Raw genomic sequence first — 22,012 nt, 5'->3', positions numbered from 1 at the left:
CCGCGCGGGGGCCCGCCCGTCGCGCGCCGGCCGCCCCCCGGCGGGGCGGCGGCCTTCTCGCGCTCAAACCAACTCATCGGTACGCCGTCAGCGCCCACATGCGCCGGCCCGGGGCGGATGCACACGGCGCGGGATTCGGGTGCGCGGTCTGGTGCAAGGGCCGGGGCGAAGGCACACGAAGAGGTTCGCGTGTGCGCTGGCCCGGGTAGGGGCGCACCCCTCATGGGGAGTGCGCCCACCCGTACCGATCAGGGGTTCGTGAAGCGGGCGATCACGGTGGAGCCGCCGACGACCCGCTCGCCGACGGAGACCAGGGCCTCCGCACGGTCGGCGGGAAGGTAGACGTCGGTGCGGGAGCCGAAGCGGATGAGGCCGTAGCGCTCGCCCTTGGCCAGCAGCGTGCCGACCGGCGCGCGCTGCACGATGCGGCGGGCGATCAGGCCGGTCCGCTGCGCCACCACGACGGTGCCCTGGTCGGTGTCGAGAACCGTGTAGGCGGCCACGTTGTGCTCGGCCGCCGCGGTCGCGGCGTTGGCGTAGCCGCCCTCCTCGACGAAGTAGTCGGCCACCCGGCCGGCCACCGGCGCACGGTTGACGTGCACGTCGAAGACCGACAGGAACACCGCGATCCGGAGGAACTCGCCCGGGCCGAAGCGCTCGTCGCGCAGCCGCTCGACCGAGAGCACCTTGCCGTCCGCGGAGGAGATGATCGCCGACGGGTCGGTCGGTACGTCCCGCTCGGGGTCGCGGAAGAAGGCCGCCACCGGGGCCGCGGCGAGCGCCGGCAGCAGCCAGAGCTTCGACTTCGGCCGGGCGCGACGGGCCAGCACGGCCAGACCGAGCGCGATGCCGGCCGCGGCGACGCCGTTGGAGTCGATGTGCATCGTCCGGGTCACCGGGACGCTCGACGTCCGGTACGCCGGGGCCAGACCGGCCGCCGTCGACACCTCGGCCGGGCTGAACCGGAGCTTGTGCACCCGCAGCGGCGGCTGGTTGCGGACCACCAGGTCGGAGCCGACGCCGAAGAGCGCGCCCTGGCGGAAGAGCTCCGCCGCGGCGCCGGCGGTCCGGCCCGGGCCGGCCGGCACGGCGACCGAGAGGACGGCCCCGTCGGACAGGTACTTGCCGAGCTGGTCGATCAGGGCGCGGGCCTCGTCGGCGGTGCCGGTCAGCGGCTCACCGACGATCACCACGTCGGCCGGCTGGGCCTCGGCGAGGGATTCGACGATCTTCACCCGATCGGCGACCCAGCTGCCCAGACCGGAGATGTGGCCGCGCAGCAGATCACTGCTGCTGTCGCGGCCGGGAACCAGGGTGAGGGTGTCGCCGGGCAGCAGCGCCTCGACGGCGGCGGCCACCACGGCCGAGGCGTGGTCGGCGCCGACCAGCAGCGCGGACGTGGCCGCGTTCTGCCGGGCGAACTCGGCGGTCAGGGCGCGGGCGGCCCGGGCGCCCACGCCGGGAACGGGCGTGACGGACACGGTCGGAAACGCGGTCATTCAGCGAGCATATTGCCCCGCCCACCGGTCGCTGACCGATGGGCGGGGCAGAGGGCTCAACCGGCCGGGTGCTCGCGCTCGAATTTCCGGGCCGGATCGTCGAGCAGTTCGCGGACGATCGAGGCGTGCACCTCCGGCGGCAGATCGCCGGGAACCTCGGCCGTGGCCGGCGCGGCCACCGGCTCGGGCTGCGGCTCCCGGCGGCCGGAGCGGATCGCGCCGAGCAGGCCGACCACCCCGAAGAAGATCAGTCCGCCGGCCACGATCCAGCCCACCGGGGGCAGGTTGACCGTGAGCACCTGGGACACGGCCCACCAGAAGGCGACCGCCAGGAAGATCAGGCCGAAGGTCAAAGACACCCCGTCCATCCGGTGCGGCCTCATGCCGCCACCTCCGCTTCGCTCCGGTGTCGCCATGAGGGATGAACTGTGCTTGATGATTCGCTCGCAAGCTCGCTCATCGGATGACCTCCAGGTTTCCTGCCTCGACGCGGACGTCGAGTTTCAGGGTGCCACCGCCGGCGCCGTCCGCGCCCAGGTCGTCGGCCTGGCGGGTGCTGCTGTCGTTGTACTCCTCGCCGAACAGGACCATCCGTCCGCCGTCGACGCCCGCGGTCACCGAGGCGTCCACGGTCGGCGGGAGCAGGATCCGGAGCTGGCCGAGCTTCATGCTGGCGGCGACCTCCTGGGTCTGCCCGGTGAAGTCGACCGAGCGCAGGTCCAGGGTCACGTTGCCGACGTCGAACGAGTACTCGTCGGCGACCGCCGCGAGGCTCGTCGGGCGGTAGACGCTGGGCGTCCAGTCACGGCCGAACCGCTCCAGCCCACTGGACACGCCGAGCGCGAAGCTGAGCACCAGGGCCAGTGCGATCAGGCCCCGGGCCCGGCCGAACCAGGCGCCGACGATCAGACCGAGCGCGGTGGTCGCCAGGGCGCCCGCGAAGTAGGCGGAGATGGACACGTCGACGCCGCTCATGTCGATCGCGGCGATCAGGCCGGTCACCATGACGACCGCGAAGAACGTCAGCCGGCCCAGGATCGAGCGTTCACGCGGCGGCTTCGGCGGCTTCGGCGGGCGCGGCGTGAACGGCGGCACCGGCGGGGGAGCGGTGGGCGGGCCGGCGAACGGGCCGTGCGGCGCGAACGGCGGACGGAACCCGTCGACGGGGCCCGCCTTGCTCACCGGTTCGCCGGCCGGCTCGGCCGCGGGCGGCGCCACGAACGCCATCGTCGGTTCCTCCGTGGCCGGCGGCGGGGCGTCCGGTGGTGGTGGCGCGGCGGCCTGGAACGGAGTCGCGCCACCCCTTTTGATCAGCAGGAACGCGCCCAGGACCACGGCCGCCGCGAGCATGCTGGCCCGTGCGCCGGAGTTGACGATGAAGGCGAACGTCAGCAGAGCCGCACCGCCGAGCAGTACCACCGACAGCGGCGCCATCCCGGAACGGCCCTTGCCCAGCAGCGACTCGACCGGGGAGGAGGTGTCACCCTCGGACGGGATGATCAGCCAGCCGATCAGGTAGAGCAGCACACCGGTGCCGCTGAGCACGCCGAGCACGCCGAGCACGACCCGCCACAGGACCGGGTCGGTGTTGGTGGCCCGGGCCAGAGCGCCGCAGACGCCGGCCACGTAGCGGCCGTTGCGGGGGCGGACGAGCTGCTGGCGGGACCAGGCCGCGGAGGCCGAGGCGACCCACGGCGGCACGTTGGAGCCGGGCGGGAAGCCCTCGGGCTGGTCGGAAGGTGCCTGGTCACCCTTGGGACCGGCACCGGGCGCTTCATCGTTCATGCCTCGATCCTGGTCCGCCGGCCGCCCGAGCCGCCTCCGGAGACGACCCTGAGGCCACCCTGAGATATCCGTCCCGGATGCCGGGGAACTTCCCCGTGGCCCGCGCGTACGTCACGTGTGACGATCGGAGGGTGACTATCCCCGCCCCGCCGCAACCCCGCCGGCTGCACCGACCGCGTGACCAGCGCATCGTCGCCGGGGTCGCGGCCGGGCTGTCCCGCCATCTCGGCGTGCCGGTGCTGGCCGTCCGGATCGCGCTCGTCGTGCTGCTCGGGTTCAACGCCTTGGGCCTGCTGCTCTACGCCGCCTTCTGGGCGGTGCTGCCGCAGGAGGCGCGCGGCGAGGAGAAGCCGGTCCGCCGCGACCTGTCGGCCCTGCTGCCGTTCGCCGCCATCGGTCTCGGCGTGGTCCTGTTGCAGGCCCAGTTCTTCGGTGACTCGGTGAGCACCACGGCCGGCTGGATGATCGCGGTGATCGCGGTCGGCGCCGGGGTGATCTGGCACCAGTCCGACCCGAGCCGCCGCGACGCGTACACCGACAATCCGGCCTCGGCGCCGTGGTTCGCGGCCATCGTCTCGGAGAACGACCGGCGGTCCTTCCTCTTCCGGTTCATCGGCGGCGGGATCCTGGTCGCGGTCGGCATCATCGGCGTGGTGGCGGTGTACGCACCGTCCGGCTCCCTGTCCGCGGTGTTCAACGGCGTGATCTTCGCCTTCGTCGGCCTGCTCGGCGTCGGTGTGGTGGTGGCGCCCCTGGTCTGGCGCACCTTCGGGCAGCTGCGCGCCGAGCGGGAGGGCCGGATCCGGGAGCAGGAGCGGGCCGAGCTGGCCGCGATGATCCACGACCAGGTGCTGCACACGCTGGCCCTGATCCAGCGCAACTCCACCGACATCAAGGAGGTGCAGCGCCTCGCCCGGGGGCAGGAGCGCAGCCTCCGCAACTGGCTCTACCGGCCCACCGCGTCGCCGACCGAGCGGTTCGCCGCCGCGCTGGAGCAGGCCGCGGCCGAGGTCGAGGACACCTACGCGATCACCGTGGAGACCGTCGTGGTGGGCGACACCCAGTGCGACGACCGGGTGGCGGCGCTGGTCGCGGCGGCCCGGGAGGCGCTGGTGAACGCGGCCCGGCATGCCGGGGTGCAGACGGTTTCGCTCTATGCCGAGGTGGAGGAGGATGAGCTGAGCGTCTTCGTCCGCGATCGGGGCGCCGGTTTCGACATGGGCGGTGTGGCGGAGAACCGGCACGGCGTCCGTGGTTCGATCATCGGGCGGATGCGGCGGCACGGTGGCCGGGCGGAGATCCGCAGCGAACCCGGAGACGGTACTGAGGTGCGGCTCATGCTTCCCGTCACCAGGGAGAGCGTGACCGCCGGTAAGGAGTCAGCGCGATGACCGAGCCCGTGATCGAGCCGGAGGCCCGTCGGCTCAACGTCTTCCTGGTCGACGACCATGCGATGTTCCGCGCCGGCGTGCGGGCCGAGCTGGGTGTGCACGTCGACGTGGTGGGCGAGGCCAGCACCGTCGGCGAGGCGATCAGCCGGATCTCCGCGGTGCAGCCGGACGTGGTGCTGCTGGACGTGCACATGCCGGACGGCGGCGGCCGGGCGGTTCTGGAGGCGGTCCGGCGGACCCATCCGCAGGTCCGGTTCCTGGCGCTGTCGGTGTCGGATGCCGCGGAGGACGTGATCGGCCTGATCCGGGCCGGCGCCCGGGGCTATGTGACCAAGACGATCTCGCCGGACGAGCTGGCCGCGGCGGTGCGCCGGGTGGCCGACGGCGACGCGGTCTTCAGCCCGCGGCTGGCCGGCTTCGTGCTGGACGCCTTCGCCTCCCGGCCGGACGTGCCGGTCGCCGACCCGGAGCTGGACCAGCTGACCAACCGTGAGCGGGAGGTGCTGAGGCTGCTCGCCCGGGGGTACGCGTACAAGGAGATCGCCAAGGAGCTGTACATCTCGATCAAGACGGTCGAGACCCACGTCTCCAACGTGTTGCGCAAATTGCAGATGAGCAACCGTTACGAATTGTCACGATGGGCTGCCGATCGGCGCCTCGTCTGACCCTCCGGGACAGCCAGACAAGGAAGCTTCCTGTAAGCTGCGCTGCGCGCTGGACCGAGAATCCGGTACGTATGCCCAGCTCAGGCTGGCCGAATAGGCATAAACCGTCACTGATGAGGCTATTTGCGGACGTAGACGGCGAATATCGGCTTGATAACGGCCCTCCGGGTTTTCGTGTCTCTGTGTCACAGTGGCTCCTACTCACACAACCCCCGTGAGCGCCCCTGAAGGAGACACTCCCATGCCTGGGATACGCCCGTGGAAGATGGTGGCCGGCGCGGCCGCCATCTCCTTGTTGGTCGCCGGATGTGGAGGTGGCGACTCGGACGACGCGAGCGCCAACTCGAACACCATCGTGATCGGCATCTCCGAGCCCGAGCACCTGCTTCCGACGAACGCCACCGACGACAGTGGCTCGCAGGTACTGTCCTCGCTGTTCTACCCGCTGGTCGAGTTCAACAGCCAGCAGGAACCGGTCGAGGTCGCCGCGGAGAGCATCACGCCGGACAAGGCCAACCGGGTGTGGACGATCAAGCTCAAACCAGGCTTCACGTTCCACAACGGCGAGCCGGTCACCGCGCAGAACTACATCGACGCGTGGAACTACGGCGCCTACGGGCCGAACGCCCAGACCGGCGGTTACTTCTTCGAGCGCATCGACGGTTATGCCGAGATGAACCCGCTGGACCCGGACGGAGCCGGCTCGCAGAAGCCCGAGACGCCGAAGGTCAAGGAGCTCTCCGGCCTGGAGAAGGTCAACGACCTGACCTTCACCGTCAAGCTGTCCGCGCCGTTCTCCAGCTTCGAGTCGGTGCTCGGCTACTCGGTCTTCCACCCACTGCCCAACGCCGCCTTCTCCGCGCCCGGCGTGATCGCCGAGGGCTTCGAGGACCAGATCATCGGTAACGGCCCCTTCAAGCTCAAGGGCAAGTGGGAGCACGACAACGAGATCGTCGTGGAGAAGGTCAGCGACTTCAAGGGCCAGGTCCCGAAGATCGACGGCGTCACCTGGAAGATCTACCAGGACGACCAGACCCAGTACGCGGACCTGGTCTCCGGCAACGTCGACGTGCAGATGAGCATCCCGATCGAGGCGCTCTCCAAGGCGTCCGCCGACCTGGGCACCCGCTTCCAGATGAGCGAGAACTCCGGGTTCGACTTCATCGGCTTCCCGACGTACCAGGCGGAGTTCGCCAAGCCCGAGATCCGCAAGGCGATCTCGATGGCGATCAACCGGGAGGAGATCTCCGACCAGATCTTCCTCGGCTCCCGCATCCCGGCGAAGTCCTTCGTCTCCCCGGTGGTCCGCGGTTACCGCGAGGGCATCTGCGGCGAGGCCTGCGAGTACAACCCGGCGGAGGCCAAGAAGCTGTACGACAAGAACAATGGCCCGGCGGAAATCAAGATCACCTACAACGTCGACGGTGGTCACAAGGCCTGGGTGGACGCCACCTGCAACCAGATCAAGGCCTCGCTGGGTGTGAACTGCACCGGTTCCCCGGAGCCGAAGTTCTCGGTCCTCCAGCAGAAGGCGCGGGCCCACGAGCCGATCGGCCTGATCCGTCTCGGCTGGATCATGGACTACCCGCTGATGGAGAACTACCTCGGCCCGCTCTACAGCACCAACGGCTCGTCGAACCACTACGGCTGGTCGAACAGCAACTTCGACCGACTGCTCAAGCAGGGTGCGCAGGCGCCGACGCCGGAGGCCGCGATCAAGAAGTGGCAGCAGGCGGAGGACATCCTCGTCCAGGAGATGCCGGTCATCCCGCTGCGCTTCATGCAGAACGTGTACGGCTACTCGGAGAAGGTTCAGAACGTCGAGATGAACCTCTTCAAGCGGGTCGACCTCTACGAGATCGAAACGATCGCCTGATCTGACCACACGGCTCTGGTGGCGTCACGGAAGACATGCGACCGTGACGCCACCGCTGTGTTGCCCCACTTCATCGTCGTCGCCGTGCTCACGAGGCCGGCGCTGTGCCGCGGAAGAGGCAAGAACCGTAATGTTCCGCTACATCGTGCGGCGCTTACTACAGATGATCCTGACGTTCTTCGGGGCCACCTTCGTAGTCTTCGCGCTGATGTTCGCCAACCAGGACGACCCCATCCAGGCGCTGGTGGGCGAGAAAACGGTGAACGACAGCCTGCGCGCTGCGCTCACCGAGCGGTACCACCTGGACGAAGGTTTCCTGACCCAGTACTGGTACTACATGAAAGGCCTGCTCACCGGAGATCTCGGTAAGTCGCTGACCGGTCGCGACATCTCCGAGATGCTGGTCGACGCTTGGCCGGTCACCATCCGGCTGGCGATCCTGGCCATCCTCATCGCCGCCGTGATCGCCGTCACCACCGGTGTCTACGCCGGCATCCGGCGGGGCGGCCTCTTCGACAACGGCACCCTGCTGATGACCCTGCTCCTGCTGGCCATGCCGATCGTGGTGCTCGCGCCGCTGGCCCAGCTGGTGTTCGCGATGGAGTTGCGGTGGTTCCCGGCCACCACGACCAAGGACGCGACACTGTACGAGCTCCTGCTGCCCGCCATCGTGCTGGCCACCACGGTCATCGCCACCCAGCTGCGGGTCACCCGGACATCGGTGGTGGAGAACCTGCGATCCGACTACGTGCGCACCGCCCGGGCCAAGGGACTGGCCCCGCGGCGGGTCACCTGGGTGCACGTGCTGCGTAACTCGCTGATCCCCGTGGTCACCCTGATCGGTGTCGACCTCGGCGTGCTGATGTCCGGCGCGATCGTGACCGAGGAGGTCTTCAACATCCCGGGTGTCGGGTTCAACCTGGCCCGGGGCATCCGTACCGAGGACGGCCCGCTCGTGGTCGGCTTCGTCAGCGTACTGGTGATCATCTTCTTGATCGTGAACCTCGCCGTCGACCTGCTCTACGCCGCCCTCGACCCGAGGATCCGTTATGAGTGACCCCAATCTGATCACCGTGGCCGAGGCGCCGGACGTCTCCGGACGGTCGCGGAGCCTGGCCGGCGACGCCTGGGCGGACCTGCGGCGCAACAAGATCTTCTGGGTTTCCGCGGTGCTGGTCGTGGTGATCCTGCTGATGGCGTTCCTGCCGTCCCTGTTCACCTCGGCCGACCCCGGCGCCTGTGCGCTGTCGAACAAGCACAAGGGACCGACCGGCAGCGCCATCTTCGGGTACGACTTCCAGGGCTGCGACGTCTTCGCCCGAACCATCTACGGCACCCGCGCCTCGATCGAGGTCGGCGTCCTCTCCACCCTGATGGCGGGCGTGCTCGGCCTGGTCTTCGGGCTGTCCGCCGGCTACTTCGGAGGGACCACCGACGCGGTGCTGTCCCGGCTCACCGACATCATGCTGGGCGTGCCGTTCCTGCTCGGCGCGGTGGTCTTCTCGGGCCGGCTGTCCGGCAGCGAGGACGACGGCGTCTGGGCCGTGACACTCACCCTGGGCGTGCTCACCTGGACGGCGGCGGCCCGGGTCATGCGGTCCTCGGTGATCGCCGTGAAGAGCCAGGACTACGTGGCGGCCGGCCGGATGCTCGGCGCGAGCCCGGGCCGGCTGATGTTCCGGCACATCCTGCCCAACTCGATGGCGTCGTTCATCGTGGTGCTGACCATCCTGCTGGGCACCAACATCGCGGCCGAGGCGACGCTCTCCTACCTGGGTGTGGGGCTCAAGGGCGACGCCGTCAGCTGGGGCCTGCAGATCGCCGAGGCACAGGACTACGCCCGGATCGCGGCCCACCCGCTGATCTGGCCGTCGATCTTCCTCGCCGCCACCGTGCTGGCCTTCATCATGCTGGGCGACGCCATCCGCGACGCCTTCGACCCGAAGTTGCGGTGACGGTATGACTGACATCAAGGCGACCATGGACGCCCTGCCGGGACTCGATCACCGGGCGCCCCTGCTCCAGATCAACGACCTGCACGTCGAGTTCCGGACCCGGGACGGCGTGGCCAAGGCGGTGAACGGGGCGAGTTTCTGGCTGTCTCCCGGCGAGACCCTGGCGATCCTGGGCGAGTCCGGCTGCGGCAAGTCGGTGACCGCTCAGGCGATCATGGGCATCCTGGAGAGCCCGCCCGGGCACATCACCGCCGGCGAGATCCGCTACCGCGGCGTCGACCTGCTGAAACTGCCCGAGGCGCAGCGCCGCAAGGTCCGCGCCAACCGGATCGCGATGATCTTCCAGGACGCGCTGTCCGCGCTGAACCCGGTGTACACGGTCGGCTTCCAGTTGGCTGAGCTGTTCCGGGTGCACCGCGGCATGTCCCGGTCGGACGCCAAGAACCGGGCCGTCGACCTGCTCGACCAGGTCAAGATCCCGGCCGCGCGGAGCCGGGTGAACGACTACCCGCACCAGTTCTCCGGCGGTATGCGGCAGCGCGTCATGATCGCCATGGCGCTGGCGCTCGACCCGGAGGTGCTGATCGCCGACGAGCCCACCACGGCGCTCGACGTGACGGTCCAGGCGCAGATCATGGGCCTGCTCGCGGAGCTCCAGCGGCAGCGCAACATGGGCCTCGTCCTGATCACGCACGACATGGGCGTGGTGGCCGACGTCGCCGACCGGATCTCCGTGATGTACGCGGGCCGGGTCGTCGAGGAGGCGCCGGTCCACGACATCTACGGCCGTCCCGGTCACCCGTACACCCGGGCGCTGCTCGAGTCGATCCCGCGGCTCGACCTCAAGGGCCATCAGCTCAACGTGATCCGCGGCCTGCCGCCGGCGCTCACCGACATCCCGAGCGGCTGCGCCTTCAACCCCCGATGCCGGTACGCCAAGGACCCCTGTCGTCAGGATCCGGCGCCCCCGGCGTACGCCATCGCGCCGCACCGCACCGCGCGCTGCCACTTCTTCCGGGAGGTCCTCGGTGAGTGACGTCGTCCTCGAGACCAGGGGACTGGTCAAGCACTTCCCGATCACCCAGGGCATCGTGTTCCAGAGCAAGGTGGGCGCGGTCCGCGCGGTCGACGGCGTCGACCTGCAACTGCGCCGGGGCGAGACGCTCGGTGTGGTGGGCGAGTCCGGCTGCGGCAAGTCCACTCTGGCCAAACTGCTGGTCGGGCTGGAGAAACCGACCTCGGGCTCGATCATGGTGCGCGGTCAGGACATGACCCGGCTCTCCGGTTCGGCCCTGCGCCGGGCCCGCCGCAACATCCAGATGGTGTTGCAGGACCCGTACACCTCGCTCAACCCGCGGATGACGGTCGGCGACATCATCGGCGAGCCGTTCGAGATCCACCCCGAGGTGGTGCCGAAGGGCAAGCGGCAGCGGGCCGTGCAGGACCTGCTCGACACGGTCGGTCTCAACCCCGACCACGTCAACCGGTACCCGCACCAGTTCTCCGGCGGCCAGCGGCAGCGGATCGGCATCGCCCGGGCGCTCGCCCTGAAACCGGAGATCATCGTCTGCGACGAGCCGGTGTCGGCGCTCGACGTGTCCATCCAGGCCCAGGTGATCAACCTGCTGGACCGGCTCCAGGACGACTTCGGGTTGTCGTACATCTTCATCGCCCACGACCTGTCGGTGGTTCGGCACATCTCCGACCGGGTCGCCGTCATGTACCTCGGCAAGATCGTCGAGCAGGGGCACGACGTGGCGATCTACGACCAGCCGACTCACCCGTACACCCAGGCTCTGCTCTCGGCCGTGCCGGTCCCGGACCCGCGCCTGCGCGGAAGGCGCGACCAGATCGTGCTGGAGGGTGACGTGCCGTCGCCGGCCGATCCGCCGTCCGGCTGCCGTTTCCGGACCCGCTGCTGGAAGGCGCAGGACGTCTGCGGCGATCAGGAGCCGTTGTTGCAGATCCGGGAGCGGTCACCGCACCCCAGCGCCTGCCATTTCGCGGAAATTCGGTACGCGGCGAGTCGCTGATTGGTACGACAGCGGGCCGGGAGATCACTGATCTCCCGGCCCGCTGTCGTTTGCTCTAGATCATTTGGACATATGTGTCCGCCGAAAATCACACTTTCGTGACTAAAAGTACCAGTTTATCTACCATGACTTTTATGTCCGATATGGGAGAGTTTGGGCAACCAACCGAAACTCATCGGAAGTGAGGAAGACGGTATGAACAAGGTGCTCCGGACTCTGACGATGGCCGGTCTCGGCCTGGTGGCCGGGCTTGCTGCCAGCGCGCCGGCGATGGCGGTGGACGGTGGCGACAAGGCGCCGGCCAAGCACTCGACCAGCAAGGTCCAGAAGCACTACCCGTACTTCGGCGACGAGGTGGTCGGCTACTTCCGCACGCTGCGCGGCTGCGAGCGGGCCGGCTGGATCGGCGAGGTCCGCGGCTACTGGGACGCCTACGACTGTGACCTGGTGCGCGTCGGCTACCGCTACGGCGGCGCCTGGGCGCTCGAGGTCGACCGCAACGCCTGGAACTGGGGCCGGCCCGGTTTCCGCGACTACTACCGCGGCTACCAGTACCGTTACGGCAACGACGGTTTCCTCGGTTACGGTCCGCGCTTCGGCGGCTGGGTCAACGGCCCGATCGGGAACAGCCCGTTCGTCGCCGGCGGAACTTACTGACCGCGGGTAGTCCACAGATTTCCAACCGCAGCCGGACCGATCTCGGTCCGGCTGCGGTATTTATCGGGTCAGAGCGGCCCGCGGCCGGAGCGCAGCAGCAGCAGCGCGACCTGCGTGCCGTCGGGGCCCAGCGCGTTGCGGAAGTGCTCGATGATCTCCCGCTCCCGGGCCAGCACCAGGCGGGTGCCGCCGCTGGCCATCCGGGTCTTGCCGACCTCCTGGGAGAGGCCGGAACGCTCCAGCCAGAGATCGATGATCGTCTGATCGATCTCGTTGATGCGTTCGCGCATGGCGCGGATCTTGTCGGCGGCCGCCTCTTCGCCCGCGCCGGTCGTCTGGTCCATCACGTCGGCGGTCATGTCCTGCTCCTCGGGTGCTGGGGTCCCGGTGGGCCCGGCCCGGACAGCATCAAGCCCCGGGCTGGGAAACCCGGGGCTTGATGTAGGTCTGGGGTTCAGGAGCGACCTACGGCTGCCGGGCCTCCGGTGCCGTAGTAAAAAAATCGCTCCTGCTGGATCACGACCCGAGTATGCCCCCGCCCCGGACGGTCCCGCAAGGAAACCGCCCGAGTGTTGGGACGAAAGTTTGCGCTGATCAGGGGGCCGTCGATATGCGGTCGGCGGGACCCGGCGCGATCGGGCCGGTGGCGAGATGGGCCACCAGCGCGTCCACGTCGAAGCCCGGCGCGGTGACCCGTCCGGTGCCCAGGGTCAGGTTGCTGAACCCGTCCCCGCCGTTGGCCAGGAAGTCGTTCGTGGTGACCAGGTAGTTCGCGGCCGGATCGATCGGCGTGCCGTTCAGCGTCAGGGCGCTCACCTTCGAGCCGGGGGCGGCCGACGCGCTCCAGGTGTAGGTGAGCCCGTTCGACACCTGCAGGATCCGCTGCGTGGTCTGCCCGCCGAAGCCGGCGAACTGCTGCTCCAGCACGTTCTTCAGCTGCGCCCCGGTGAGGGTCTGGGTGACCACCAGGTTGTTGAACGGCTGGACGGTGAACGCCTCGCCGTACGTGACCTGGCCGTACGCCTCCCCGCCGCTGGACTGGTCGGCGTCCAGATCGGCCCGGACGCCACCCGGGTTCATCAGGGCGATCTGCGCTCCCGCCGACCGGGTGTACGCCAGTTGCGCGTCCGCGATCACGTCACCGAGCGGGCTCTCCCCGGCCGGGCCGACCGTCCGGACGATGTCCGCGCTGATGCTGCCGACCAGTCGGTTCGCGATCGGCGCGACCGCGGTGCGGTACTTGTCGGCCACCTTCTTGGCGGCCGCGTCCACGGTGTCCGGGTTCTTCGCGTAGGCCCCCGCGGCGTCGCGCACCCAGCCGCCCTTGCCGTCCGGCACCCCGTTCTCCACGATCACGTTCTTCGCGCTGATCCCGGTGAACCGCCCGGTCCGCCGGTCCAGGGTGTAGTCGATGTCGGTGATCAGCTGCCCGTTGCTGCCGGCGCTGGTGACGACCGTGTCGGCGCCCCTGCTGTTCGGCAGCTTGCAGGAGTAGAAGCGGTGCGTGTGACCGGAGATCACGACACTGATCTCCGGATTCAGCCCGGCCACGATCGGCACCAGCGGACCGCTGAAGCCGGAGCAGTCGGAGACCCCGGGCGTCGGCGTGGCCGTGGCCTGCGAGCCGCCCTCGTGCAGCAGCAGCACCTGCGCCTTCACGCCGAACAGCTTCAGGACGTTGCTCCACCTGTTGGCGGTCTCGATCTCGTCGGTGAACCGCACGCCGGTGATGCCGGCCGGGTTCACGATGCTCGGCGTGCCCTCCAGGGTCATCCCGATGAAACCGACCGGTACGCCGTCCACGTACCGGATCTCGATGGGCGGAAGGATCGGCAGCCCGGTCTTCCTGTCGATGGTGTTGGCGGCCAGATAGGTGAACTTCGCGCCGCGGTACGGATCCCCGTCCTGGCAGCCGTCCACCGGGTGGCAACCTCCCCGCTGGATGCGGATGAGTTCAGCCACGCCCTCGTCGAACTCGTGGTTGCCGACCGAGCTGACCTGCAACCCGACCTCGTTCATCAGCTCGATCGTCGGCTCGTCGTGGAACGCCGCGCTGACCAGCGGGGTCCCGCCGATCAGGTCGCCGGCCCCGGCGGTGATGGTCTGCCGGCCCTCCGTCTTCGCCTCGGCGCGCAGCCGCTTCAGGAAGGTGGCAAGGTATTCCACGCCGCCGGCCGGGGTGCTGGTGCCACTGGCGTTGACCACCGCGCCGCTGCCGGTGGGCGGGTCGATGGAGCCGTGGAAGTCGTTGTAGCTGAGGAACTGCCCCTTGACCGTGGGGCCCTTGGGCGGACCGTACGCCGCGGACACCGGCGTGAACTCGGCCGGCGGCGCGGCCGCCGCGGTCCGGGCGCCAGGGATCGCCGCCAGCGCGCCGGCCACGGCCAGGGCTGCCACCGGAACGGCCAGGTGTCGCCGCTGTGGAAGAGGCATGGGATCGTTCCCCCGATCGGTGAGAATTCGATGCCGATCTGGACAGCCTGGTGGATCAGTCCATCCGCCGCTACCACTTCGCGGTGAAAGATTGATTGCCGATCACCGATGTCCGCCCCGCTCGGCGCCGGAAACCTGTCGGTGGGTCGGCATAGACTGGCTCCCGCGATGCGACCTTCCTCCGAAACCCCTGACCTGTTCTCGGCGATGGCCCCCGAGCCCCCACGTCCGGCGCCTCGCCGGTTCGACGCCGAGTCCCTGCTCACCGGGCTGAACGGGCCCCAGCGGGACGCCGTGACCCACTCCGGGGCGCCGCTGCTCATCGTGGCCGGCGCCGGGTCGGGCAAGACCCGGGTGCTGACCCACCGGATCGCCTACCTGCTGGGCGAGCGCGGGGTGCACCCGGGCGAGATCATGGCGATCACCTTCACCAACAAGGCCGCCGGGGAGATGAAGGAGCGGGTCGCCCATCTCGTCGGGCCGCGTGCCCGGATGATGTGGGTGTCGACCTTCCACTCCGCCTGCGTGCGCATCCTGCGTGCCGAGCACGAGCACGCCGGGCTGAAGAGCACCTTCTCGATCTATGACGCCGACGACTCGCGCCGCCTCATGCAGCTGGTCGCCCGCGAGCTCGACCTGGATCCCAAGCGCTACACCGCTCGCGGCCTGGCCGCCCAGGTGTCGAACCTGAAGAACGAGCTGATCCAGCCGGACGAGTTCAAGGCGAAGGCGAAGGGGCCCAACGAGCGGGCCGTCGCCGAGGCGTACGAGCTGTATCAGCGGCGGCTGCGCGAGGCGCACGCGCTGGACTTCGACGACATCATCATGACCACGGTGCACCTGTTCCAGTCGCACCCGCTGGTCGCCGATGCCTACCGTCGCCGGTTCCGGCACGTCATGGTCGACGAGTACCAGGACACCAACCACGCCCAGTACATGCTGATCCGCGAGCTGGTCGGCGTCGACGACCCGAGCGAGCTCTGCGTGGTCGGTGACGCCGACCAGTCGATCTACGCGTTCCGTGGCGCGACCATCCGCAACATCCTGGAGTTCGAGCGCGACTACCCGGCCGCGCGGACCATCCTCCTGGAGCAGAACTACCGGTCCACCCAGACCATCCTGACCGCGGCCAACGCGGTGATCGACCGCAACACCTCGCGCAAACCGAAACGGCTCTGGAGCGACCAGGGGCAGGGCGAGCAGATCGTCGGCTACGTGGCCGACACCGAGCACGCCGAGGCCGACTGGGTGGCCCGGGAGATCGACCGGCTCTGCGACAACCACGAGGTGCGCCCCGGCGACGTGGCCGTCTTCTACCGGACCAACGCGCAGTCCCGCGTCTTCGAGGAGGTGTTCATCCGCGTCGGCCTGCCGTACAAGGTGGTCGGTGGGGTGCGCTTCTACGAGCGCAAGGAGGTGCGGGACGCGCTCGGCTACCTCCGGGCGATCGTCAACGACGACGACACGGTCAGCATCCGCCGGGTGCTGAACACTCCGAAACGGGGCATCGGCGATCGGGCCGAGGCCTGCGTCGAGGCGCTGTCGTCAAGAGACCGGGTGTCGTTCGGCCAGGCGCTGCGCCGGGCCAAGGACGCGCCGGGCATCTCCACCCGCGCGGCCAACAGCATCGCCGACTTCGTGGGGCTGCTCGACGACCTGCGGGTGCTGGCCACCACCGCCCCGCCGGAGGAGGTGCTGGAGGCCGTTCTGCAACGCTCCGGGCTGCTCGGTGAGCTGGAGGAGAGTCTCGACCCGCAGGACCAGGGCCGGGTGGAGAACCTCCAGGAGCTGGTGAGCGTCGCCCGGGAGTACACCGAACGCGTCGAGTCGCTGGCCGCTGAGGGGGAGGAGCAGGTCGCCACTCTGGCCGGGTTCCTGGAGCAGGTGGCCCTGGTGGCCGACGCCGACCAGATCCCCAGCGACGACCCGGAGCACCAGGGCGTGGTCACGCTGATGACCCTGCACACCGCGAAGGGCCTGGAGTTCCCGGTGGTCTTCCTGACCGGCCTGGAGGACGGCGTCTTCCCGCACATGCGGGCGCTCGGCGACAACACCGAGCTGGAGGAGGAGCGCCGCCTGGCCTATGTCGGGATCACCCGCGCCCGGCAGCGGCTCTACCTGTCCCGGGCGGTCACCCGGTCGGCGTGGGGCCAGCCGCAGTACAACCCGCCCTCCCGGTTCACCGACGAGCTGCCGGCCGAGCTGGTCCGCTGGGAGCGCACCGGCGGGTCGTACACCTCCTGGTCCGGGACGGGCGGCGGAGTGGGCGGCCGTGGTGGGGGAGACCGCCAGCGCGGCGGAGGCTTCGCCGGGGGGACTCCCAAGGCGCAGCGGATCGCCGAACGCCTCGGCATCGACGGCAGTAAACTCGCCACCGCGAGCGACCTGAAGCAGGCGCCGAAGGTGGATCCCGGTGACCGGGTCAACCACCAGCGGTACGGCCTGGGCCGGGTGCTGGCCGTTGAGGGCCACGGCCCCGGCGCCCGGGCTCAGATCGACTTCGGCGACCAGGTGATGTGGCTGGTCCTGCGGCACGCCCCGGTCGAAAAGCTCTAGGCCGGGCAGCCGGAGATCTCCACCCCGTGCCCCCGCATCCACGCGGTCGGCTCGAGCGGGTTCTGGAAGTGCCCCTCATGCACCTCGAAGTGCAGGTGGGGGCCGGTCGAGTTCCCGGTCGAGCCCTCGTCGCCGATGTGCTCGCCGGCCTTGACCACCTGGCCCACCTCGACGTCGATCACCGACAGGTGGCCGTAGTGGGTGAGGTAACCGTTGCCGTGGTCGATCAGGATCGCGTTGCCGTAGCCGCCGTTGGGGCCGGCCGAGACGACGGTGCCGGCGCCCGCGGCCACCACCGGGGCGCCGTGCGCCGCGGCCAGGTCGACCCCGGCGTGCAGACGGCCCCAGCGCTGCCCGAAGCAGGAGGTCACCGTCGCCGACGGGAGCGGGTCGACCCACTGCCGCTTCGGCAGCGGGCGGGCCTTGAGGCGGACCGGGGCGCCGACCGGGCCCTCAGCGCCCGAGGCCGGGCCGAGCCGGGGCGCCTGGTCGCTGGAGGATGACACGACCGGCTGGGTAACCGTGGCATGCGCGGTCGTGGGGTGCACGGTCGCGGGCGGGTCGGAGACGGCGCCGGTGGACGCCGCGGCGGACATGCCCGCGGCGCCGATCCCGGTGGCCAGGGTCGCGCCCAGCGCGGTCATCGTGAGAGCCGTGCGGCTGCGGGAGGCGAACATCGCGGGGAGCACGGGCGCGCGGTGACGGCGGAGGTTCTCCTGCCGATGTCGCCCGGTCCGGCCCGATGACGAATGCTGCCCCACGCGGATGACCCCTCCGACTGCCGTGACGTTCGCTGTCACGTACCTGTCGGACGGGGCGCTGGGCCCTGAAGGGGATTGGCGGAGTTCTCCGAAGCCGCAACCGGGAGGGTTGCGAAAAGATCAGGAGGCGGCGGCCGCGGCCAGGCCGGCGTAGACGTTCTCCATCTGGAGCTTGATGTCGACGCCCCGGTCCTGGAGGAAGGTGATCGGGTCGGTCGGCGTGCCCTTGACGTGCACCTCGAGGTGCAGGTGGGTGCCGTACGAATATCCGGTGTTGCCCACCTCGCCGATGACCTGACCGGCCTTGACCTGCTCGCCCTTCTCGACCACCACGCGGCGGGAGTGGGCGTAGATGATCTCGGTGCCGTCGTCCTGCCGGATCGTGACCGAGTAGCCGTAGCCGCCGCTGTAGCCGGCCGCGGTCACCGTGCCCCCGTGCACCGCCTTGTACGGCGTGCCCTCCGGGGCGGCCAGGTCGATGCCGGCGTGCAGCTTGCCGAACCGGACACCGTACGCCGAGGTGAACTCGTACTCGTCGAGCGGCAGCAGGTAGATGTCCCTGGCGGCCTCTTCGGCGCTGAGCTCGGTGCCGGCGGCCTCGCGGTTCTCCCCACGGGACGCGGCGCCGCCGTCCGAACGGCTCTCCAGGGCGTCGGCCGCGACCTGCTGCGTCTTGAGGCCCTGGAGGACGTCCGGGCTCACCGCCTTGGCGTCCGGGAGGTTGGAGGCCGCACCGAAGGCCACGACTCCCGCGCCGACGAAGGCTGAGGTGACGACGACGGCGTAGCGGCTGCGCGGAGGTGTCGGTACGCGGCGCCGGCCGCGATAGCGATCGGGCTCAGACGACAAGCGCTGGCGCACGAAGGATCCTCCGTCAGTGGCATTGCGGCGGCGCGGCAAGTTCAAACCCCAGGAAATTGGGTTGAACAGTGGTCCGGCCGGGCTGTCGTTGTGGGGGAAACCTGTGTGACAGCCGTCGCCACGGTAACGAAACGGCAGCCGGGTCACAAGTCGCAGCGCCAATTTCGTGACAGTTAGCGGTCGGTATTGATCATCTATTGTCCGAATTGATGAGCTTTACGGCCGCGCGTTAAGTCAACCCTCCGTAATTGCTTGGATGGCAGAAAGTAATGTGACCCACTCAACTATTCCCCCGGTCCCCTGGTCGGGTCCAGCGGCTACCCCGGCCAGGCGTCCCGGGTTACCGTTCGTTCAGGTGACCACGGAAGGAAGTCCGCGCTGCGGCCGGACGCCGGGGTCGGAGAGCCCGGAGGGGTCAGCATGCAAGCACGGATCAGGGTCGTCGTGGCGAAGCCCGGGCTGGACGGACACGACCGCGGGGCCAAGGTGATCGCGCGGGCGCTGCGCGACGCCGGTATGGAAGTGATCTACACGGGGCTGCACCAGACGCCCGAGCAGATCGTGGAGACCGCGATTCAGGAGGACGCCGACGGCATCGGCCTGTCCGTCCTCTCCGGCGCGCACATGACACTGTTCCGCAGAGTGCTGGAACTGTTGGCGGAGCGTGACGCCGCCGACATCGTGGTATTCGGTGGCGGCATCATTCCCGAGGATGACATCACGGAATTGCAATCACTCGGGGTAGCCGGCCTATTCACTCCGGGTGCGTCACTCGAATCCATCGTCGAATGGGTTCGCGCCAATGTGGCGGCGCCGGTCGCCTGAATAGGCTGCTGAACGGGCCGGGCGCATAGGGAGAGGCCGGACGCACCCCTCACACGTCCGGCCCCTCTATGCGCGATGCCCCGCCGCCACCCCTCGACCGACAGGGCATCGGCCGCTTTCCGTGCGGGCGCCGTGGCGCTCCGACACCTGACTCAACGACCCCCTTCCAAGCGGGTTACGCGCGCATGCGTGACTTTTTCGGCGCGGGCCTCCGGCACGGTCGCTCCATCAGAGGACGGCCGCGAGATTCGCCACCACATCGGCCACCGTCGGATGGTGAGTTCTCCGTATACACACTGTGCGCGGTGGCCACAGCGGCCCCGGCCTGCGCTTTCGCCACTCCGGTGTGTGGTCTTGCACACCGTGCACCCGCGCGCCAACGGAGGCCGCTCAGGTCGCTAGTCTGCGGATGAAGGCCGTTTCGCAGATGCGGATGGGCCGGACGATCCTCACGCTGGCGGCGCGCTGCGCTGCGCCGCGCACACAGGTCGGGACGCAACGGTGCGGCTTGCCGGCGCTTGGCGTCGCGAGCGAAAGGAGACACGTGGACCTGTTCGAGTATCAGGGGCGCGACCTGTTCGAACGGCACGGGCTGCCCGTGCTGGGCGGCGGCGTCGCCGAGACCCCGCAGGAGGCCCGGGCGATCGCCGAGCGGCTGGGCGGCAAGGTCGTCGTCAAGGCGCAGGTCAAGGTCGGTGGCCGTGGTAAGGCCGGTGGCGTCAAGCTGGCCGACGGGCCGGACGAGGCCGAGGCCCGTGCGACCGACATCCTGGGCATGGACATCAAGGGCCACACGGTCCACAAGGTGATGCTGGCCGAGACGGCCGACATCAAGGAGGAGTACTACTTCTCCTACCTGCTGGACCGGGCCAACCGGACGTTCCTCTGCATCGCCAGCGTCGCCGGCGGTATGGAGATCGAGACGGTCGCCGAGGAGGACCCGGAGCGGGTCGCCAAGATCGCGATCGACGCGAGCAAGGGCGTGGACGAGGCGAAGGCGCGCGAGATCGTGACCGCCGCCAAGTTCCCGGCCGAGGTCGCCGACCAGGTCGTCGACATCGCGGTGAAGCTGTGGGCGGCGTTCGTCGCCGAGGACGCCACGCTGGTCGAGGTCAACCCGCTCGCCAAGGTGGGCGATGGCCGGGTGCTGGCGCTGGACGCCAAGGTCACGCTGGACGAGAACGCCGGCTTCCGGCACCCCGACCACGAGGCCCTGGAGGACAAGTCCGCGGTCGACCCGCTGGAGCAGGCCGCCAAGGAGAAGAACCTCAACTACGTCAAGCTCGACGGTGAGGTCGGCATCATCGGTAACGGCGCCGGCCTGGTCATGTCGACCCTGGACGTGGTGGCGTACGCGGGCGAGAGCCACGGTGGCGTCAAACCGGCCAACTTCCTCGACATCGGCGGTGGCGCGAGCGCCCAGGTGATGGCGAACGGCCTGGAGATCGTCCTCGGTGACCCGGCCGTGAAGTCCGTCTTCGTCAACGTCTTCGGCGGCATCACCGCCTGCGACGCGGTGGCCAACGGCATCGTCCAGGCGCTCGCCCTGCTCGCCGAGCGCGGCGAGACCGTCACCAAGCCGCTGGTCGTCCGCCTCGACGGCAACAACGCCGAGGCCGGCCGCGCCATCCTGGACGGCGCCAACAACCCGCTGGTCGAGCGGGTCGACACGATGGACGGAGCGGCCCAGCGCGCCGCCGAGCTCGCGGCTGCGGGGAAGTGAACTAATGGCGATCTGGCTCACCAAGGACTCCAAGGTCATCGTCCAGGGCATCACCGGTGGTGAGGGCTCCAAGCACACCAAGCGGATGCTCGCCGCGGGCACCCAGGTGGTCGGTGGCGTCAACCCGCGCAAGGCCGGCACCAAGGTGGACTTCGACGGCACCGAGCTGCCCGTCTTCGCCACCGTGGCCGAGGCCATCGCCGCGACCGGCGCCGACGTATCGGTCATCTTCGTACCGCCGGCGTTCACCAAGGCCGCGGTCGTCGAGGCGATCGACGCCGAGATCCCGCTCGCCGTGGTGATCACCGAGGGCGTGCCGGTGCAGGACTCGGCGGCGTTCTGGGCGTACAACGTGGCCAAGGGCGAGAAGACCCGGATCATCGGCCCGAACTGCCCCGGCATCGCGTCGCCCGGCGCCTCCAACGCCGGCATCATCCCGGCCGACATCACCCCGCAGGGCCGGATCGGCCTGGTCAGCAAGAGCGGCACGCTGACCTACCAGCTGATGTACGAGCTGCGCGAGTTCGGCTTCTCCACGGCGGTCGGCATCGGCGGTGACCCGATCATCGGCACCACCCACATCGACGCGCTGAGGGCCTTCCAGGAGGACCCGGAGACCGACGCGATCGTCATGATCGGTGAGATCGGTGGCGACGCCGAGGAGCGGGCCGCCGAGTTCATCAAGGCCAACGTCACCAAGCCGGTGGTCGGCTACATCGCCGGCTTCACCGCGCCGCCCGGGAAGACGATGGGCCACGCCGGCGCCATCATCTCCGGGTCGGCCGGCACCGCCGACGCCAAGAAGGTCGCGCTCGAGGCGGCCGGCGTCAAGGTCGGCAAGACGCCGTCCGAGACCGCCCAGCTCATGCGCGACATTCTGAGCTGAGCACTTCTGTGCACACGGCGCGCCGCCGATCGGGAAGAGACCCGATCGGCGGCGCGCCGCCGTATCTGTATCGCCGCGCGGGCAGCGGCCGGGAACAGGAGGGGCG

At 69.5% G+C, this 22,012-nt stretch carries 19 protein-coding genes; 12 read left to right on the top strand and 7 right to left on the bottom strand.

The annotated features are described in order from the left end of the window. Positions 1-248: 248 nt before the first annotated feature. From KZ829_RS02360 to KZ829_RS43760, 3 genes are all read right to left on the bottom strand, one after another. Positions 249-1,499: a phosphatidylserine decarboxylase gene (locus tag KZ829_RS02360; protein WP_220142196.1), complete on the bottom strand. Its 1,251-nt coding sequence runs from the start codon at positions 1,497-1,499 to the stop codon at positions 249-251. A 56-nt stretch (positions 1,500-1,555) separates the two neighbouring features. Next, entirely contained in the window at positions 1,556-1,882 is a 327-nt protein-coding gene (locus KZ829_RS02355; protein ID WP_220142195.1) for a hypothetical protein, read from the bottom strand. 73 nt (positions 1,883-1,955) lie between these two features. Beyond that, complete coding sequence (locus KZ829_RS43760; protein WP_220142194.1) at positions 1,956-3,284, bottom strand: PspC domain-containing protein; 1,329 nt, start codon at positions 3,282-3,284, stop codon at positions 1,956-1,958. A gap of 77 nt (positions 3,285-3,361) precedes the next feature. Between KZ829_RS43760 and KZ829_RS02345 the strand changes: the two genes are divergently transcribed. From KZ829_RS02345 to KZ829_RS02310, 8 genes are all read left to right on the top strand, one after another. Next, positions 3,362-4,675 carry an ATP-binding protein gene (locus tag KZ829_RS02345; RefSeq protein ID WP_372453826.1) on the top strand — a complete coding sequence of 438 codons (1,314 nt, stop codon included), beginning with the start codon at positions 3,362-3,364 and terminating at the stop codon, positions 4,673-4,675. Beyond that, entirely contained in the window at positions 4,672-5,340 is a 669-nt protein-coding gene (locus KZ829_RS02340; RefSeq protein ID WP_220142193.1) for a response regulator, read from the top strand. Before KZ829_RS02345 ends, KZ829_RS02340 begins: the two co-directional genes overlap by 4 nt. A 241-nt stretch (positions 5,341-5,581) precedes the next feature. After that, the gene (locus tag KZ829_RS02335) at positions 5,582-7,216 is read left to right on the top strand and encodes a peptide ABC transporter substrate-binding protein (RefSeq protein ID WP_220142192.1); all 1,635 of its coding nucleotides are present in this window, start codon (positions 5,582-5,584) and stop codon (positions 7,214-7,216) included. A gap of 130 nt (positions 7,217-7,346) precedes the next feature. Beyond that, complete coding sequence (locus tag KZ829_RS02330) at positions 7,347-8,273, top strand: ABC transporter permease (RefSeq protein WP_220142191.1); 927 nt, start codon at positions 7,347-7,349, stop codon at positions 8,271-8,273. Then, positions 8,266-9,171: an ABC transporter permease gene (locus KZ829_RS02325; RefSeq protein ID WP_220142190.1), complete on the top strand. Its 906-nt coding sequence runs from the start codon at positions 8,266-8,268 to the stop codon at positions 9,169-9,171. Before KZ829_RS02330 ends, KZ829_RS02325 begins: the two co-directional genes overlap by 8 nt. Before the next feature lie 4 nt (positions 9,172-9,175). After that, positions 9,176-10,207, top strand: a complete 1,032-nt coding sequence (locus tag KZ829_RS02320) for an ABC transporter ATP-binding protein (RefSeq protein WP_220142189.1) — start codon at positions 9,176-9,178, stop codon at positions 10,205-10,207. After that, entirely contained in the window at positions 10,200-11,204 is a 1,005-nt protein-coding gene (locus tag KZ829_RS02315; protein ID WP_220142188.1) for an ABC transporter ATP-binding protein, read from the top strand. Before KZ829_RS02320 ends, KZ829_RS02315 begins: the two co-directional genes overlap by 8 nt. Before the next feature lie 195 nt (positions 11,205-11,399). Continuing rightward, a complete protein-coding gene (locus KZ829_RS02310) occupies positions 11,400-11,861 on the top strand; it encodes a hypothetical protein (RefSeq protein WP_220142187.1) in 462 nt (153 codons plus the stop codon). A 68-nt stretch (positions 11,862-11,929) separates the two neighbouring features. On the opposite strand, the gene KZ829_RS02305 is transcribed toward KZ829_RS02310, so the two are convergent. Together KZ829_RS02305 and KZ829_RS02300 are read right to left on the bottom strand one after the other, a co-directional pair. Further along, a complete protein-coding gene (locus tag KZ829_RS02305; RefSeq protein ID WP_183222917.1) occupies positions 11,930-12,220 on the bottom strand; it encodes a chorismate mutase in 291 nt (96 codons plus the stop codon). Between the two features lie 235 nt (positions 12,221-12,455). Further along, positions 12,456-14,294, bottom strand: coding sequence for a bifunctional metallophosphatase/5'-nucleotidase (locus tag KZ829_RS02300; RefSeq protein ID WP_220142186.1), 1,839 nt, complete (start codon positions 14,292-14,294; stop codon positions 12,456-12,458). 168 nt (positions 14,295-14,462) lie between these two features. Between KZ829_RS02300 and pcrA the strand changes: the two genes are divergently transcribed. Beyond that, a complete protein-coding gene (gene pcrA / locus KZ829_RS02295; protein WP_220142185.1) occupies positions 14,463-16,850 on the top strand; it encodes a DNA helicase PcrA in 2,388 nt (795 codons plus the stop codon). Here the strand turns inward: pcrA and KZ829_RS02290 are convergent. Together KZ829_RS02290 and KZ829_RS02285 are read right to left on the bottom strand one after the other, a co-directional pair. Next, positions 16,847-17,539, bottom strand: a complete 693-nt coding sequence (locus KZ829_RS02290; protein WP_308285312.1) for a M23 family metallopeptidase — start codon at positions 17,537-17,539, stop codon at positions 16,847-16,849. The two genes, pcrA and KZ829_RS02290, sit on opposite strands and share 4 nt — an antisense overlap. Positions 17,540-17,731: 192 nt before the next feature. Continuing rightward, entirely contained in the window at positions 17,732-18,472 is a 741-nt protein-coding gene (locus tag KZ829_RS02285; RefSeq protein WP_220142184.1) for a M23 family metallopeptidase, read from the bottom strand. A 420-nt stretch (positions 18,473-18,892) separates the two neighbouring features. Here KZ829_RS02285 and icmB point away from each other — a divergent pair, with 420 nt between their 5' ends. From icmB to sucD, 3 genes are all read left to right on the top strand, one after another. Next, the gene (icmB, locus tag KZ829_RS02280) at positions 18,893-19,297 is read left to right on the top strand and encodes a coenzyme B12-dependent isobutyryl CoA mutase small subunit (RefSeq protein WP_220142183.1); all 405 of its coding nucleotides are present in this window, start codon (positions 18,893-18,895) and stop codon (positions 19,295-19,297) included. A 544-nt stretch (positions 19,298-19,841) separates the two neighbouring features. Continuing rightward, a complete protein-coding gene (gene sucC, locus KZ829_RS02275; protein WP_220142182.1) occupies positions 19,842-21,020 on the top strand; it encodes an ADP-forming succinate--CoA ligase subunit beta in 1,179 nt (392 codons plus the stop codon). A gap of 4 nt (positions 21,021-21,024) precedes the next feature. Then, positions 21,025-21,906, top strand: a complete 882-nt coding sequence (gene sucD / locus KZ829_RS02270; protein WP_204296105.1) for a succinate--CoA ligase subunit alpha — start codon at positions 21,025-21,027, stop codon at positions 21,904-21,906. The last annotated feature ends 106 nt before the right edge of the window (positions 21,907-22,012 follow it).

The organism is Actinoplanes hulinensis, assembly GCF_019429605.1.
In the GTDB taxonomy this organism is placed as follows: Bacteria; Actinomycetota; Actinomycetes; order Mycobacteriales; family Micromonosporaceae; genus Actinoplanes; species Actinoplanes campanulatus.
This window is presented reverse-complemented; position numbering and strand designations above follow the sequence as displayed.